At 46.2% G+C, this 15,624-nt stretch carries 11 protein-coding genes; 9 read left to right on the plus strand and 2 right to left on the minus strand.

Translation table 11 applies throughout. The features are described from left to right. Positions 1 to 5 precede the first annotated feature (5 nt). The gene (locus B9N89_RS22000) at positions 6 to 926 is read left to right on the plus strand and encodes a LysR family transcriptional regulator (RefSeq protein ID WP_132322693.1); all 921 of its coding nucleotides are present in this window, start codon (positions 6 to 8) and stop codon (positions 924 to 926) included. Here B9N89_RS22000 and dctP read toward each other — a convergent pair. Then, a complete protein-coding gene (dctP, locus tag B9N89_RS22005) occupies positions 904 to 1,929 on the minus strand; it encodes a TRAP transporter substrate-binding protein DctP (RefSeq protein ID WP_132322695.1) in 1,026 nt (341 codons plus the stop codon). The genes B9N89_RS22000 and dctP overlap by 23 nt on opposite strands. 201 nt (positions 1,930 to 2,130) lie before the next feature. Here dctP and B9N89_RS22010 point away from each other — a divergent pair, with 201 nt between their 5' ends. Together B9N89_RS22010 and B9N89_RS22015 are read left to right on the plus strand one after the other, a co-directional pair. Then, positions 2,131 to 3,255 (plus strand): agmatine deiminase family protein, encoded by a 1,125-nt coding sequence (locus B9N89_RS22010; protein ID WP_132322697.1) that lies wholly within the window; start codon positions 2,131 to 2,133, stop codon positions 3,253 to 3,255. Between the two features lie 124 nt (positions 3,256 to 3,379). Next, on the plus strand, positions 3,380 to 4,000 hold the full coding sequence (locus B9N89_RS22015; RefSeq protein ID WP_234996146.1) for a 2OG-Fe(II) oxygenase: 621 nt from the start codon (positions 3,380 to 3,382) through the stop codon (positions 3,998 to 4,000). Positions 4,001 to 4,114: 114 nt separating this feature from the next. On the opposite strand, the gene B9N89_RS22020 is transcribed toward B9N89_RS22015, so the two are convergent. Beyond that, a complete protein-coding gene (locus B9N89_RS22020) occupies positions 4,115 to 7,453 on the minus strand; it encodes a PilZ domain-containing protein (RefSeq protein ID WP_132322701.1) in 3,339 nt (1,112 codons plus the stop codon). Positions 7,454 to 7,853: 400 nt separating this feature from the next. Between B9N89_RS22020 and B9N89_RS31485 the strand changes: the two genes are divergently transcribed. The 6 genes from B9N89_RS31485 to B9N89_RS22045 all read left to right on the plus strand — a co-directional run bounded on the left by B9N89_RS31485 (position 7,854) and on the right by B9N89_RS22045 (position 15,624). Next, positions 7,854 to 8,000 (plus strand): hypothetical protein, encoded by a 147-nt coding sequence (locus B9N89_RS31485; protein WP_159455555.1) that lies wholly within the window; start codon positions 7,854 to 7,856, stop codon positions 7,998 to 8,000. 195 nt (positions 8,001 to 8,195) lie between these two features. Further along, positions 8,196 to 10,868: an ATP-binding protein gene (locus B9N89_RS22025; RefSeq protein ID WP_132322703.1), complete on the plus strand. Its 2,673-nt coding sequence runs from the start codon at positions 8,196 to 8,198 to the stop codon at positions 10,866 to 10,868. A gap of 92 nt (positions 10,869 to 10,960) precedes the next feature. Beyond that, positions 10,961 to 11,251, plus strand: coding sequence for a hypothetical protein (locus tag B9N89_RS22030; protein ID WP_132322705.1), 291 nt, complete (start codon positions 10,961 to 10,963; stop codon positions 11,249 to 11,251). Positions 11,252 to 11,263: 12 nt separating this feature from the next. Beyond that, entirely contained in the window at positions 11,264 to 11,641 is a 378-nt protein-coding gene (locus B9N89_RS22035) for a hypothetical protein (protein WP_132322707.1), read from the plus strand. A gap of 260 nt (positions 11,642 to 11,901) precedes the next feature. Continuing rightward, on the plus strand, positions 11,902 to 13,872 hold the full coding sequence (locus B9N89_RS22040; protein ID WP_132322709.1) for a PhoX family protein: 1,971 nt from the start codon (positions 11,902 to 11,904) through the stop codon (positions 13,870 to 13,872). 195 nt (positions 13,873 to 14,067) lie between these two features. Beyond that, a complete protein-coding gene (locus B9N89_RS22045; protein ID WP_143478239.1) occupies positions 14,068 to 15,624 on the plus strand; it encodes a phospholipase D-like domain-containing protein in 1,557 nt (518 codons plus the stop codon).

Below are 15,624 nucleotides of genomic sequence, written 5' to 3' on the forward strand. Positions count from 1 at the left end.
GAACAGTGGAACAGTGGAACGGCGTCTTAGAGCTATTGGCGGCAGTTGATCAGGGAACCCTATCTAAAGCAGCAAAACACTTGGGCGTTTCTCCCAGCCATGTGACAAAGCGAATTCAAGGACTAGAAGAGCGGCTGGGAATCAAGCTGCTAGCCCGGTCGACTCGATCGCTTAATTTAACGGAGATTGGTGAGCAATACTATGCAACAATGAAGCCCCTCGTCAACTCCTTAGAAGATCAAAATCGCTATTTTACTGAGCTTCAGAATGGCGAGCGGGGCATCTTAAAAATCAGTGCTCCTCTGGGAGTGGGTGAAGATTTATTGATGGAAAGCATCACCGAGTTTTCTAATCGGTATCCAAATATTCAATTGACCCTCGATTTTTCCACGAGAACGATCAATCTTATCGAGGAGAAATTTGACTTAGCGCTACGTCTTTCGTCGAGGCTGGATGGGGGAATGGTTGCGAAAAAAGTCCTTGAAACCCAGTATCATCTGCTGGCATCTCCTGAATACTTTTCCAAGATGGGAAGGCCTCAAGATCCATCCGAACTGAGCGAGCACTTAGGTCTGGCATTTTCACAGCCAGATTCAAATAAACCGATCCAATGGCAGTTTGCTAGCCCTGAGTCAGGGGAACGGTTCAATGTTGGTATCACAGCGAAAATTCGCAGCAACTCGGTCAAGTCTCTCGTACGAGGTGCGATTAAAGGTGCAGGGATAATCTATGCTTCCCGATTCTTCGTGGAAGATGCCCTGCGCGATGGTTTATTAGAACCTGTTTTGCAAGAGTGGGTTCCAGATCGCGCATCGATCTGGGCAGTTTTCCCAGAAAGAAAGCAGCTGCCGCGTAAGACTCGGTTGTTTGTTGATCATGTGACAGATTGGTTTGCAGACTCAACTAGAGTTTGTTCTCGGACTTGAGGTATTGAGTGATCGCGTCGAGTAACTGGCGGGCTTTCGGACTCTTCTCGCCATACTTTTTCCAGATAGGAAACGCTTTTCGTCGGGCTTCAATGATAGAGTCGTCCGACCATGAAATAACTTCTACTCCCTGTTTTCTTAGTTCTTCAAGATCGGATTTAGCGCGAGCTATGATCATCTTGGGATAGTTCCAGCGCCAAGCCCTCAAAAGCTTGGTGAGAATGGCTTTGTCATTTTCGTTCAAGCTTTGCCACGTTTTGTCTCGCAAAACAAAATCGATCAGTGGCATAGAATGAAAGCCAGGGTAATTGGTATATTTTGCATGTTTGTAGAGGTCGAGCCGCCGGTTTACTGAAACATTGGATGCATCACAGGCATCCACCGCGCCCCGTTTTAATATCTCTCCTACCTCTGGAAGTTCGATGGGCCTGGTGTTAGCACCTAAACTCTGAAAGTAGTCTGAGACGATACCTCGGGGGGTACGAATTGTGAGATTTTTAAAATCGTCTACCGAGCGTAAAGGCACCCGGGATACAATCGATTCGATATTGTTTACAGTATAGCCTACAAGACGCAGATTTTTTTCCTGATAGGCGTCTTCAAGATAGCGAATACCATTGTGCTGTTCCAGCCAGTTTAGATAGCTCAAGGGAGAATCCCAAGCAGCGACCAATGAACCCATCATAGAAAAAACAGGATCGTGGCTCCAGTACTGGGGAGTCATCATAAAGCCATCAATCTCGCCGAACCGGGCGGCATTAAAAGCACCATAAATATCAACCTTAGGCTTGTCTGAACCGTGCAGCTCAATCTTAACCCGACCATTTGTAGCTTGATTAAAGGGCTCGATGACCTGGGATCTGAAATATTCGTAATCCACACCTTGGGAATCCTGATTCGTCTGGATGTGGAGGGTCATGGCTTGCCCAAAATCGATGGGGGAAAGACCACTTAAAAAAAGTAATAGAATCGCCAGATGAGCCTTCAGCGAAAATAGGGGCATGAATCCTCCTTGTGCTTTATCCTACCATCGGATTCCATGAGTCAGTCATGATGAGAAACTCTAGCACGCTGATAATAGCGGCTGTTTGTCACAGAGTTTCAAGGAGCTTTGTGAAGCCCGTTGGTAAGATCAACCACCATGGCCTAAATCGTGCAGGTCAGCTCACGGAAGAGATGACCAATTACGAGGAGACAGGCATTCATGAAATGGATGTTCGCAGCGGTAGTAGCCTTAGGTGTATCGGTAGGCCTTTCGTTATCGTGGTCGGTGCGGGGCATGATGGAGCCAACTGAGAATCTGGTTCGCCGGCCTATCGCTGAATTTAGTCCAGTCTCACTTTTGATCCTGAGTGAATTCTTACTAGACTATCCAGAAGGGCTGCCGTTGATTAAGAAAGCTCTTACTTTGGGGCACGATGTTGGAATCTTAATGAACCAGATTCCGGAAGAGGGGAGCGATCACAAGCTCAAGGACTTTGCCGCAGAGATTGAAAAAGGACGGCTGCAATTGATCCCATTTGCCCATGAATCGATCTGGGTCAGGGACTACTTGGGCATTCAATCGAGTCGCTCCATGATGGGGCATTCAGTGAACGAAATCATCGATTTTCGCTATAAAGAAGACTTTCATGTTGAGGACTTAGGTAGCCATCAGCTGGCTTTAACCTGTCCCCAATCGGTGATTCAAATACCTCTTTCGTTAGACGGGGGTAACTTTCTGAGCAATGGCCAAGACTGCTTTATGGGTGCTGATAGTACATCTTTGATTGTCGACGAGGGGGGCTATCAGGTTCTTATTCAAGCACTCAAAAGTGAAGTCGGTTGCGAGACAGTCTACTACTTTCAAGACCCTCCTCACGAGCATGTTGATATGTATCTGAAAGTCGTAAGCAAGGACGTGGTACTGGTAGCGGAGATCCCAGACTTGATCCTAGAGAAAACCAGCTCCCTCGATCCCGTCACAGCTGAGCGGATCTTGCACTTGGCCCACAAGATGGATGCGGTTGCAGAGCAATTAGAGCATAAGTTTCAGGTAGTTAGGATTGTAACACCCCTTTTTACCAGCGAGGTACTAAGCAGCTACATCAATAGTGTCTTGTTGCAAGATGACATCCTTATGCCGCGATACCAGTTCCCCGATCATCTCGATCAGCTCGGCTTTACGAGAGGCTTGATGACCGAAATAGAAGCAGGGGTTGAAGTTCGGCTGGAAGAGCTGGGTCTTAAGGTTCATTGGATCGATGCAAGCGAAGTGATCAAGGGCGGCGGTGCCCTCCATTGCATCACCTATCAAATCCATCGTGCGGAGCAATCTGTTGCTCATTAGATAAACATTATGACAAAGCACCTAGTGTGCATCGCGATGATGCATTTTAGGACATATGAAGCAATTTACAACACAGCGGCCATCCGGAAATAGGGCAATTGCTAGGGAGAAACTATTGTCAAAAGTGAAACGTCCTGAAGAATTTGGTGCTGAAATCGTCGAAGCCTTACAGGCCTACGGATGGTATGCAGGTGCCGGCTATTTCGAGGCCGACTTATGCCGTGGTCTGAAAGAGGAAGCTCTGGCAATCTACACTAATAGCCAGGGGGATGGGTTTTATCAGGCTCGGGTCGGTGATCGCTTTCAGAACTTAAAGGATACGCGGGTTCGGCAGGATCAGATTCATTGGCTGGACCCGCTACAAGCAAGTCCTTGGCAAAGTATCTATTTGCAACGGTCCTGGGACCTGATGATGGTTTTGAAACGAGCCATGTTCCTACCCATTAATGGCTTTGAGTCGCACTTTGCGATGTATCAATCTGGTGCGTTCTACAAGAAGCATGTGGATAGTTTTCAGGGCAGAAATGCTAGGCTACTCTCTCTCATCGTTTACCTCAACGACGACTGGGGTGAATCTGATGGGGGTCAGCTGCGCATCTATCGGGAAGATAATCCTGAGGTGGAAGCTGCTACCATTCAACCAGAAATGGGTCGTTTTGTGATCTTTCTTAGCGAAACGATTCACCATGAAGTGCTGCCTAGCCATCGGCCAAGGCTATCGCTCACTGGCTGTGAGATTCAATGAAATTGAAGAAGATCCACTTTCCCTCGTCCGTTAAGGGGGATACATTTACTTTGTTGCTACGTTTAGTCCGAATCTGTCATAACCATTGAATCATCTGGGTCTCGTCTGTTTACCCTAGGAGGCGCGACTCTTTTTGATTTTGTTAAGAATCAGAGGCTTCAGATTGTTTTGCATCCCTTTGCTCATAGTACCAATCAGTTTGCGGTTTAACTTATTCTGCTTCATAAGATAATCATGCAATTCTCCGTAGCCTAAGGCCCATCCAGTTGGGTTCACAATGCGGCCTTCAACGATGGCGCGCATGTTCGCATAACACAAGAGCCACTTGTCTGGGCTATTGGAGAAAGTACCGACGACTTTGAAGCCAAAGTGTGAATAAAATTTGTTTAATAGAGCTTCGTTGCAGCTAATAATCACATAGTCATTGCCGCTTTCAAGTGCAATGCGGCCCAGGTGATAGACCATCGTGAGATAAACGTCAGATCCCCGATAATGCTCATCAACATAGCCACGAGAAAACTCTACAAATTTTTCATCGAAGATATAGTCTGGAATTTCAGCCTTATAGTGGAGGTGCTCCACTCTGGATCGCTGGCCATCATTAAACACGACTCGTGCAGTGCTGACGAGCTTATCCTTGTGAAAAATCATTATGTGCCGCGAAAAGGCGTCGTATTTGTCTGCCATCTTATTGGGGTCTGTGATATCGAGACATTCACCCATTCCATGCATCACTTTTAGCCGAAATCGAAAGATCTGATCGAGGTCGGCCTCGTTTTGTGGGTAGCGACATTTAAGGTGAGCCGCCACACTATCAATATGAAAACCATGTCTACGCAACTCCCGAAGGGTGATCTCATCACCGCTATCAAACATCAAGAAGTGGGCTGCTTGTCTCTGGTAGTCATCAATGGAGCTATCGATACGAAGGCCGACTCGTAATTCGTTCTGGGCCACCACTGTAATATGGATGACCTCGGCATCACACTCAATAGCTCCTGTGAAGGGGAACACCACGTGGATCTTAACCTTCATTCCCATAAGCAGGCAACTACCCTGGTTCCGAGCGATCACACCGATGCCATGTGAGGACAGATCCGACACCAGAAAGTTAAGATTGTTTTTAAAAGAGAAGGGATTTTTACAGGTCATGGTGGGGTGAACTCCGTGATCCTGGATCGAATAGCGATATTCACGGGAGTCACTTGCATTACTCTTGATGCGTAGGCCTAAGAGATCGTATTTGGTTCCTCGGATGTCTTTTTCTTCGTAGCGTAGAATGTCACCTTCACCCGTGAAGGTCTGGCCGGCTAGCTGAAAGGACAGTTGTACATGATAGTTTAGCAATGCATTACTCACATTCTGATCTTTATCGAAGAGGATGGCGATCCCCTGGCTGCTGTAGTCGAGAACTAGACCGGTAATTTCGAAATTCTGTCCGTGGCATGTCACCTGAAAGTCTTCTCCAATGTAGATTCGCTCCCGAGATACGGCGCGCTTATCGGAACCTTCTATGGATTCTGCGTGCGGCGACTGTTTTGGTGGTGGTGTGGATTGGGGATCGGCTTTCTTGAAAAAATTTCCCATGGCTGTAGTAAAATCTGAGAGACTAACCTCTTCGTCCGATTTTCGAAGGATGTGGCAGTGATACTTAATCCCATGCTTATCAACAATCTCGTGACTGCCTGAAAATGCATCCAGTAGATTCATGTCATCGATGAGGTTGACAAGATCCTGGGACACCGCAGCTACATTCCGTCCGTACGAATCATAGAAGCCGCTATCGATACCTGTTTCGATTCGATAAGCAGCGTTCACAGCATGACCTTGAGTGTCGAATTGATTGCGGTTGGTGTATTGTTCGATACCATATGTCGTGATACCAAATGTGGCCGAAACTTTGATCTCCAATACGGGCAGGTCCTGTTTACGAAGCTCAGCATTGATGCGGTTGTGCTCTTGAAGCAGTTGTTTGATCGCAGACACGGTGCGGGTGGCAATGACCTTTTCTCGTTCCTTGCATATGAGGAATAGACCACCACAGAAGCGCATATTGTCCCCGGAAGTCTTGATTAGCTCCAGGTGGTGATTCTCCATAACTCGCTGAATTTCTGCAAATGCGAAGATTCTCGCTCGATTGACCAGATCAACCGGAATCGTCGAAGAAATGTGAGAATTCAACTTACCCCAGTCACAGATATCAATCAAAACCGTGGATAGGGAGGACGTTCCCCGGGTCTCGTTCAAAACCTGCCTATAAGAAACACCGCCTTTCATAAGATCGTAGATTTGATCGTAAACAGTGCCAGGGACAAACCGACTAACGAGCTTGTTGACCATGCGATTGAGAACAGCATTGCGATGAATATCATCGATCATTCCAAAGAAGCCACTAATATTAATGACCAAGAAGCCATAGGCGAATGGATAGAAATTTGAGTGGAAAACTTCGGCATAGATACCAACTAGAGAGCTTATGACACAGACAAGATAGGAGTAGAACAGTGGGCTTCGGGTGTTCATCAGTCCGAGAACTGCGATGGAGACGATCACTAGAAGGGGGAAGTAGATGCTAGTTAGAGTGAAAAAAAGTTCATCGCTAGAACCGATGGCGATCGACAGAAGGGCTAGTGGTATGCCGTAGATGACTATAAACGATCGCTTTTGTTGGAGAGCTGCAAGGAGGCGCTGACTTTGTTTACCGGTTTTTATCAAGAAGAAAAGGATAACCGAGTGCCACATGGCTACCTGGAACGCTTGCTGGAACTTGAAAGGAAAGGTCGCTCCCCAGTTGGTGACGGTATAGATATCTGTTGCGAGAGCGATATAGGGAATAGACATAAATATATAGGATACCAAAAGGCTGTTGGCAACTGTTCGGTATTCTCTTATACGAAGAAGCATCAGGGAGAAGCAGCCTAGCAGAAAGCTAAATATGGCGATAGGGTAGTGGACATCATTTAGCAAGCTGTTGTACACACGATATTTGAAGAGATCTTCAGGGTCGTTTGTGATCAGTGGATTCTCTCCGCGAAAGCCTCCAAACTGTCGACTGCCGCGGGCTGTAATAGTAATGGTATTTTGAACGTCTAAAACTGGGCTGGGTACCACGAAAGTTTGATAGCGATAAATATTGCCCACAAATCGATCAGTTCGCCCCCTGTGGAGAACATAAGAATTGATTTTTACTTGGTAGTCTAGCCAATGTGGGGGGAGCACGAGGTATTGGTTTTCCTGGCTAGTCCGTTCTCCTAATCGAAATGTTCCAACGTATCTTATCTCAGGCTCTACAAACTCCTGGGGGAGCTGGCGCCAAGAAAATTGGAATGACAGATCACTTCGTTCATGAGCATTGACGAATACTTTCCAATCGATAAATGGTTGGTCTCCTCCCCATAGAGACCAGCTGCAAAGCAGAATCACCAATACTGCAATGCTTCGGGCAGCTGCCATATGTTGATCGTTCCCTCGATCTAGGAGAGGCTGGCTCCTGTTATTACGACTTTCAGTTCCTTTGGTCCTTCGATCCTTAACGCCTTTTCGCAATATCTTTGAATTTATTTAGCTTAAATTGATATAGGTCAAAAGGGATGGTGCTAGCTCCCTAAAAATGATGAGTGTAACATATTTTGTATTAAGAAATATTTACCTGAAGCTTTCGAGGCAGTCCTCCCCAGAGTGCGTTAGATTACCAATAAAATGGGGGTTTTTATGCTTGAGTTTATTACCCTTCCGTAAAAATAATCATAAAAAACAGTCTAAAAACTAATAAAATTGCGTATTGCGGGTTGGGTTAAGGTTACTTAATCTGGAACACGTGACAATTAATTGTTTTGAGAGAAAGGAATGTCTTATGTCAGATGAAAATTACGATCACTTGGTATCCGCAATCGAGAATATTGCTGAAGGGCTTCAGAAATTAGCTCTTTTATCGATGGATTTAAAGGAAAAACTTGATGCGCAAATCGCTCATCAAGAGAAGAGTTATCCTACTATTTAGTATGTTTAATGCCGCCGGATCGCAGTTATTGCCGGCTAAGGAGCGAGCACTAGGAGGCGCGCGATCCTACTCCTAGTCCCTCTCAGAAAAGTACTGAACCCTTACTCAATTGATAGGTAAACGCCTGCCATATATCACCGATATCTAAGCGAATGGCCCATGCTGAATCTTGGGTAATATACCTAGAGGTATTTATTGCGCTGGTATCTCCTTGTACTCATAGTTGTAGGTAAGCTGATTCATGCTCAGATTGCTTCAGCGAGAGACAACTCGAAGCTCTTCGAACAGGTTATTGGTTTGGAGGGTGAAATCTTTGGCGACCCCGGAAAGCTTATCTATAAAATTGAGCCACTTCTATCGGAGGCTAAAACAGCTGATCGCAAGGCATGGTTTCGAGGCCAGATCATCAAAATTCGCTGCTTGCTTTTTCTGGGACGAAGCGCTGAAGGGCAAACCCTCGCAAAAGAACTGATCGAAAATGATGATTTGTTTCGCTATCCAGAAGAATTGGCTTGGGCTACGGCAGTTCTGGGCGTGAGCTTTCAGCTAAGGGGAAAAGCAGAAGAAGCGAGGAAACAGCTTGAGCGGTCCGTAGAGCTTGCCAAGTTGGGTCCCTATTCAAAATCCATGGGCTATGCATATAGTCAACTAGCAATCTTATATTATGAAACTGGGAAAATTGCTGAGTCCATAAGAAGTTCAAAGCTGGCCTACCAGCAGCTTGAATCCGATCGAGGGGACCTTTACTACTACACCTTAAACAATACAGCATTGCCGTACTCTCGATCAGGAGACACGGAAACCGTGCAAAAAATATTGTTTGAAGCCCTCGAATACTTCGAGAGTAGTGATCGCACGTTCTTTACGGGGCTTTTGCTTTATAACATTGCTGATACCATTCGACGGAATGATCCCAAAAAATCTCTAAAGTACTTTGACAAGGCTTTTGCAACTGCCAAATCCATTGATGACAAACTAGATATGGCCTATGTACGAAAGGGTAAGGGCTTAGCCTTGATCGCTCTTAAGGAGCATGAGGCTGCTACAGAAAATCTCAGAGACTCCATTAGGCTATTTAGGTTGCTGGACAATCGGGTTATGAGTGCCAGAACGGCAATTAGTCTTGCGGAAGCACTTTTTAATCTTAGGGAATTCGATGCTGTTCTAGAGTCACTCTCCACGGCAGAAGAGTTTTTTAAGGATGAAAATGAATACCTTTTGGATCGAGTGAACATCTATCGCTTAAAGCACGAAGCCTATGCCCAGCAGGGTATGTTTGAGGCTGCTTATGATGCATCGCTTAAGCATCGAAAAAGTTACGAGATCTATGCAGACGTCAACCGGCAGGAACAAGAAATCAAGTATCGGACCACCTATGACGTAGATCGAGAAAGGGCTGAACGTACAATTCTAGAGAAAGAGAATGAGAAACAATCGATCTTAATCTATGCCATCGGTTCAATCCTGGGGATCGTGTCGTTATCTTGGTACCAGCTGAGGCGTCGGTCTAAGGTGATCAAAAGCCAAAATCGCAAGATTGAAAACATCATCACTCACATGGTCCATGGGATTATCTTAGTGAAATCTGATCTCAGTATTGACAATGATTTTTCCCCCACTACCTTGGATCTTTTGGGGTTGGAATGTGGCCAGTCGATCAAAACTCTATATGATGTGCTCGATGCTATAGATTTGAGTGCTGGCAGAAAGAGTACGGTGATCAATGTTTTTAAAATGGCTATGGGAGGTGACTACTTTCAGTGGCAACTTAACAGTGATCAGCTTTTTAATCGTTGTTACAATAAGGGTGGTAAAAAACTACTAGATTTTATCTGGAGTCCTATACCCGGAAGCGATGGCACCTGTAAGCAGATCGTTATTGTCTTCAAAGATGTTACAGATCAAGTCATGCTGGAACTGCAAGTGAAGGAAGAAGTTGAAAATCAGTCGATTATCTTAAATTTAGCGAACGCTTATATCACTAGTCCTGAGCGACTTGAAGATTTTCTATCCCAGTTCGAAAGACTTATAGATGGAATGAGACAGTGGCGACTGCAAGAGAATCGAAAATCTCAAGTGATTCTAGCTCTGCATACCGTCAAGGGCAATGCTAGAGTTTTGGGTATCACAGATATAGCGGATCTGATTCATGACCAAGAAACGATCATTGCGTCCCTAGGAGGTTTCGAACCCAGTTTGATAGATGACATTATTGAACGATTGGATGTGATTGTTAAGAAGTATCAGCGGCAGTACCATGTGTTATTCAAACAGAAAGACTCAAGAAATTTTGTTCCTCAGTTCAAGGTCTATCGGGATATCATAGATCTCACCTTGAGCCAATTTTCTTATCTAGAGCAGAAGCAGTTGTCTCTTGGAGCATTAGATATTCAATGTGAGCTAGAACACGCCAACCCCCAGCTCGTTCGCGATATTCAAAATGTATTCTTACACGGACTCGCCAATGCTATTGACCACGGCTTTGTTGAGCCTTTGAAGCGAGGTGAAGATGCACCTCGATTGATTCATCTGTGTTTTGAGTGTCTACAAAAAGGGGAAACTCTCTTGCTAGGCCTGCGAGACAACGGGGTAGGAATTGATGATCAGCGAGTTAGGGAACTATGCGATCGCACAGGCTTCAAGCCTGAAGAAGGTGGAAGTATTCGTGATGTTCTTTTGCTAAATGCTGTGTCCACCGCGCAGGGTGTGTCTAAAACCAGTGGTCGGGGCGCCGGTACAGCCGTGGTCAAGGAAATTGCAGATCGTTATAACGGGCGGATTCGATTTCTTGATAACACCCCCCAGGGAACCTACCTTCTGATCGAGCTAGACATCTCCCAGACTAAGTTACAGTCTAGAATTGCCTGAATATCCGAATATTTTTTGAGGCTCCTACATAGTGGTCTTCTGCTAATATTGCTATGATTAAAATGTGACATACAATTCAGAAGGAGCCGAACTTGAAGTCTATGGACGCTCTCGTCTTAGCCGTGATATGGAGTATGCTGGCGGTCGCACGTGCTGAAGTGGTTCCGTTTCAATCTGATGGTAACGAACAGACCATCTGTCAGGACATTGGGCTGATAAAAAGTATTTTTTTGGAAGCGAAATCAAACGATTTGAATACAAGCATGACCGTCTACTTTGGTGATGCCGACGTGAATCAAATGGGATTTGGTCTTGCCTATGGCAAAGATAAACTAGACTTTTCCTCGGACAGTGCGTCCTTTAAAAATCAAAAGATAGACTAACGCCTTCTTCATATGACCTATCGTCGCATGATATATCGCATGATCTACATTCGTGGTTCTATCGGTAAGTTTGAAGTTCACACGGACTTAGATAGCCAAACCCTCGGGTTTGGTTTTCCGCTCTCGATTAGCGAGGGGAAGTCATATTTAAATATTGATAAGGAGTTTGTAAGCGTTGCAGTGGGATTTAATCACTTTTTGGGCCGGAATTTCTATCTTGGTGTGGAGTTCTTTGAGTATATTCAAAAAATCGGTGGTAACAGTGGGACCCATCTATCTATTGGCTCTCTTTCCAGCTCCGATCTACAGGATGAGTACCAAGACATCAAGACGTTTAGCAAGGCCCCGATCCATATCCAGCCAAGCCTGTCCTTGGGTTTTTCTTTTTAGTACCTAGTCGATTTGAAGCCTTGGCGTTGTTGACTTCGTCACACGCTCGTCACCGTACCCAGCAAGTACTTGTCTCCTCGCTCGTTCCTTGTCCTAGCCGAGAATTCAATTTGACTAGGCACTCGTTTTGCCAAATTTCCAAAATAAAGAATACATAAAAAGATCTTGGATATATCTTTAGTCTATCTTTATTGTCTCGAAACATGAATCCGCTAAGAAACCCAGCGACATGAGAGATAACCCCTAAGAGGTAGCCTAGGATGAATGAGACAAAACAGGTAAAAGATCTTTTGGATACTCCCATTGCCCGTCGCCGATTTTTGAGTGGTGGTGCAACTGTAGCAGCAGTGAGCTTTCTTGGCGGTGGAGTCATGTCTTCCTGCGGGAAAGATGACGATGATAAGCGAAATCCTCCCGAAGACAACCCAGACCTTGGCTTAGGCGGTGGTGAGCAACCTGATCCTACCGGACCGAACCCAACGCCTAAAGAACCTCTGCTCGGTTTCAACAGGATCGATCCTGTGCTTGATGAAACGTTCGACTGGATGGCTGTGCCAGAAGGCTATAATGCCCAGGTTTTTTTCAGCTGGGGCGATCCGGTCGTTGCTGGAGCACCGAGCATGCTTGAAAGTACCCAACACACAGCGGCAGATCAAGAAAAGCAAGCTGGTCAAAATCACGATGGCATGCATTATTTCCCCATTGATGGTAGCAGCGAGCATGGCCTTCTTGTGATGAACCATGAGTATATCAACCAGTGGAGTCTACACCCCGCCGGTGACACGTTAGTCAACGGGGTGAGGCCACAGGAAGAAGTTCTAAAAGAGCTAGCTGCTCATGGAGTCAGCGTTCTTGAAGTTAAAAAGAATGGCAAAGACTGGTCGATCGTCAGCGATTCTAAGTATGGCCGGCGAATCCACGGCCAAACCAAAATGATGATCACGGGGCCCGCAGCAGGTACCGATGCCTTGAAGACTGTGGCGGATCCTGAGGGTCGCACTGTTTATGGTACCTACAACAACTGCGCGATGGGATATACTCCTTGGGGAACCTATCTCGCCTGTGAAGAAAACTTCCAAGGTTACTTTGGCAATAAAGATGAGACGGATTTCGAATCTCGACGGGAGCATAAGCGCTACGGAATCGGAACTAAGAATCGCTATGATTGGGACACTGTGATGGAGCGCTTTGATGCGACTCCAAAAGCAAATCTCGATCATCAGGGGTACGTGAACGAGCCTAATCGCTTTGGGTGGGTTGTCGAAATCGATCCGTTCGATCCGAAGTCAGATCCTGTCAAGCGAACTGCGATGGGTCGATTGGTTCGTGAGTGCGCTACACCATCGGTCATGGATGATGGCAAGATGGCCTTTTACATGGGTGATGACTCTAGAGGCGAATACATCTATAAGTTTGTCCCCAAAGGAACCTACGATCCCAAAAAGTCTAGCAAGGAAAATGGTGCTTTGTTGGATGAGGGCACCCTCTATGTTGCGGTCTTCTATGAGGATGGAACCGGTGAATGGGCCGCTTTAGAGCATGGCAAGAACGGCCTGACGGCTCTTAATGGCTTTCGCGATCAAGCAGATATTGTGATCAACGCTAGATCAGCAGCAGACCATGTAGGCGCGACGCCAATGGATCGCCCGGAGTGGGTCGCGATTCATCCCGAAAGCAAGGATGTTTATGTAACCCTTACCAATAACTCTCGTCGTGGCAATGGTGATGCTCGCCAAACTGTAAACGCTGCGAACCCGCGGGAAGCTAACCTTCACGGCCACATCGTTAAGATAGCTGAGGCAAACAACCGTGCTGATGCTGTGAGCTTTGAGTGGGATATATTCCTTATGGCTGGTGATCCTTCCGCTGAGAATGAAACCTTAAAGGGTGACATCAAAGGCGATATCTTTTCCAGCCCCGATGGACTCTATTTCGATCAAGACGGTCGTCTTTGGATTCAAACCGATTACTCAGACTCATCAGACAACAATGTCAATTTCGGATTGAATCAGATGTTAGCTTCCGATCCGGAAACCAAAGAAGTTCGGCGATTCTTTGTCGGCCCAAAAGGCTGCGAAGTGACAGGTATAACGAAAACTCCAGATGGCACCTCCATGTTCATCAATGTTCAGCATCCCAAACTGCACTTCCCAGATCGTTCTGGAAAGAACCCGCCGAGGTCTTCAACCATTTTGATCCAGAAGGATGACGGAGGCATCGTCGGAGCATAAATGGTTTGTAACTGAGAATGGAGCACGATGCTCCATTCTCGGCGTCAGTTCTTAAAATCCAACTAACCATAACCAAGTTCCACAGGCTTAATCTAGTGCACCACTCATTAGGCTCGTCTCTCGCGCTACGTCGCAAGCTCCTTTGCGCACGAGCCTTCGCCTATGATTCTGGGCAATGGTTTGATAAGATGATTCATGCCTCAAAAACAGGAAGCTCAGCACTCGAAACGGGAGTCCCCTTTGCACTGCCTTTTGCCTCGGTGTTTCGTTCTTTGTCTTATCTTAGCCATGTCTTGTAAAACCTCAAGTAACAAACTCAAGACTCAAGGAGTCTCATCCGCTGCTGTTCCTTGTGAAAATAATCACTCTCTTGCTTGGGTCGAAGCTTTGGCGTTTTCTACGAAGGCTCCCCCTCACGCACTAAACTGCATTAGAGATGAGTTTCGAAATCGGAGTGGACTAATAGATGACCAATGGTACCGACTGAGCCCGGCAAGAAAAGATCAATCCATTTCTGTTCAAAATTGGGTCGATCTCAAGCTGCGGTCCCAAGGTTCTGACATCTACGCTTTGTATCGCAACTTAATTCTTCAGGCCCAAGAGGAGGTCATTCTTCAAGTCAGTCATTGGCAATCATCCAGTGCTGCAAACATTTTGGTAAAAAGCTTTGCTTCCCGAGCTAAGAGTATTAATAATTGCGTCTCATGTAGCAAACCCATCAATGTGAAAATATTGATCAGTGATTTGTCAGAAAGTGTGCAGAGTAAACTTGAATCTGAATTTAAGAAAGCGCACCTTGACCCTCAGGATCTGGATATCGAAATAGTTCCTTGGCATGGGGAGGCTGGCGATCGGTCGAATGTCAATGGATTGATCGTTGATGGCCAAATTGCTGTTCTAGGCAATGCTTTTGTGGGACCAGAATTTGATCAGCGACTGGGTTGGTCAAGCTTAGCCTTTACGGTGACTGGACATGTAGTCAAGGAACTTCGTCGGAATGCGATTAATGGCATCATCCGAGCCAAGCAAGGGCGGTATCTTGTCGATCCCGAGCTGGCCGATATGTTTGGAGTGCCTTACCATAGGGAGTTCAAACCGCGACGTTGGCAAAAGGCTTTGAGTCAAGGATTTCAGGGCCCTGATCAAGCTCCCATGGCTTTCATTCCGAGCGACGGGCCATCAAGCGAACAGGCGAGTACTCATCATAAAAGCCTGCTAGCCTTGATCCATCATGGGAAAGATAATATTCGTTTGCGAACTCCGCTTTTAGGAGACGAGCTGATCATCTCTGCGCTGGCACGGGCACTGCGCCGAGGGGTTGCTCTGGAGATTTTACTAAGCCAAGGTTTTTACTGTGATAGCAAATCTCAAGGGCATCCGGGCCATTCGAATCACCTTGGCATTCAATCGCTGCTAAGGCAGGCTGCGGTCGGTCTCGATCACAAGTTGCTCGATGTTAGATGGTTTTCCTTTCTTAAAAACGGTGCGCCAGAGATTGCTATTGGTGGAATTCGTAGCGAAAACCGAGCTGCAGCAATTAGCAACGGTCATTTTTTGAGCGTTGATGATGAAGTTGTTGTGATTGGGTCACAGATGACTCTACCCCAGTCCATGCAGTCGGGACGTCATAGCAATTTGGTGATTTGGGGGCGAACCATTGCCCAGGCATGGGGTGAACAGGCATTCGAACCTTCGTTTCAACTAGCGCTTCCCGTTAAGAGTCAGGACTTAACGGATGCAGCCTGTCTTTGA

The sequence above is a fragment of the Pseudobacteriovorax antillogorgiicola genome, from assembly GCF_900177345.1.
GTDB lineage: Bacteria > Bdellovibrionota_B > Oligoflexia > Oligoflexales > Oligoflexaceae > Pseudobacteriovorax > Pseudobacteriovorax antillogorgiicola.

Coding starts and splice junctions, on each gene's coding strand:
- dctP (WP_132322695.1), bottom strand. CDS start 1,929: ATGCCCCTATTTTCGCTGAAGGCTCATCTGGCGATTCTATTACTTTTT.
- B9N89_RS22010 (WP_132322697.1), top strand. CDS start 2,131: ATGAAATGGATGTTCGCAGCGGTAGTAGCCTTAGGTGTATCGGTAGGC.
- B9N89_RS22020 (WP_132322701.1), bottom strand. CDS start 7,453: ATGGCAGCTGCCCGAAGCATTGCAGTATTGGTGATTCTGCTTTGCAGC.
- B9N89_RS31485 (WP_159455555.1), top strand. CDS start 7,854: ATGTCAGATGAAAATTACGATCACTTGGTATCCGCAATCGAGAATATT.
- B9N89_RS22035 (WP_132322707.1), top strand. CDS start 11,264: ATGACCTATCGTCGCATGATATATCGCATGATCTACATTCGTGGTTCT.
- B9N89_RS22040 (WP_132322709.1), top strand. CDS start 11,902: ATGAATGAGACAAAACAGGTAAAAGATCTTTTGGATACTCCCATTGCC.
- B9N89_RS22045 (WP_143478239.1), top strand. CDS start 14,068: ATGCCTCAAAAACAGGAAGCTCAGCACTCGAAACGGGAGTCCCCTTTG.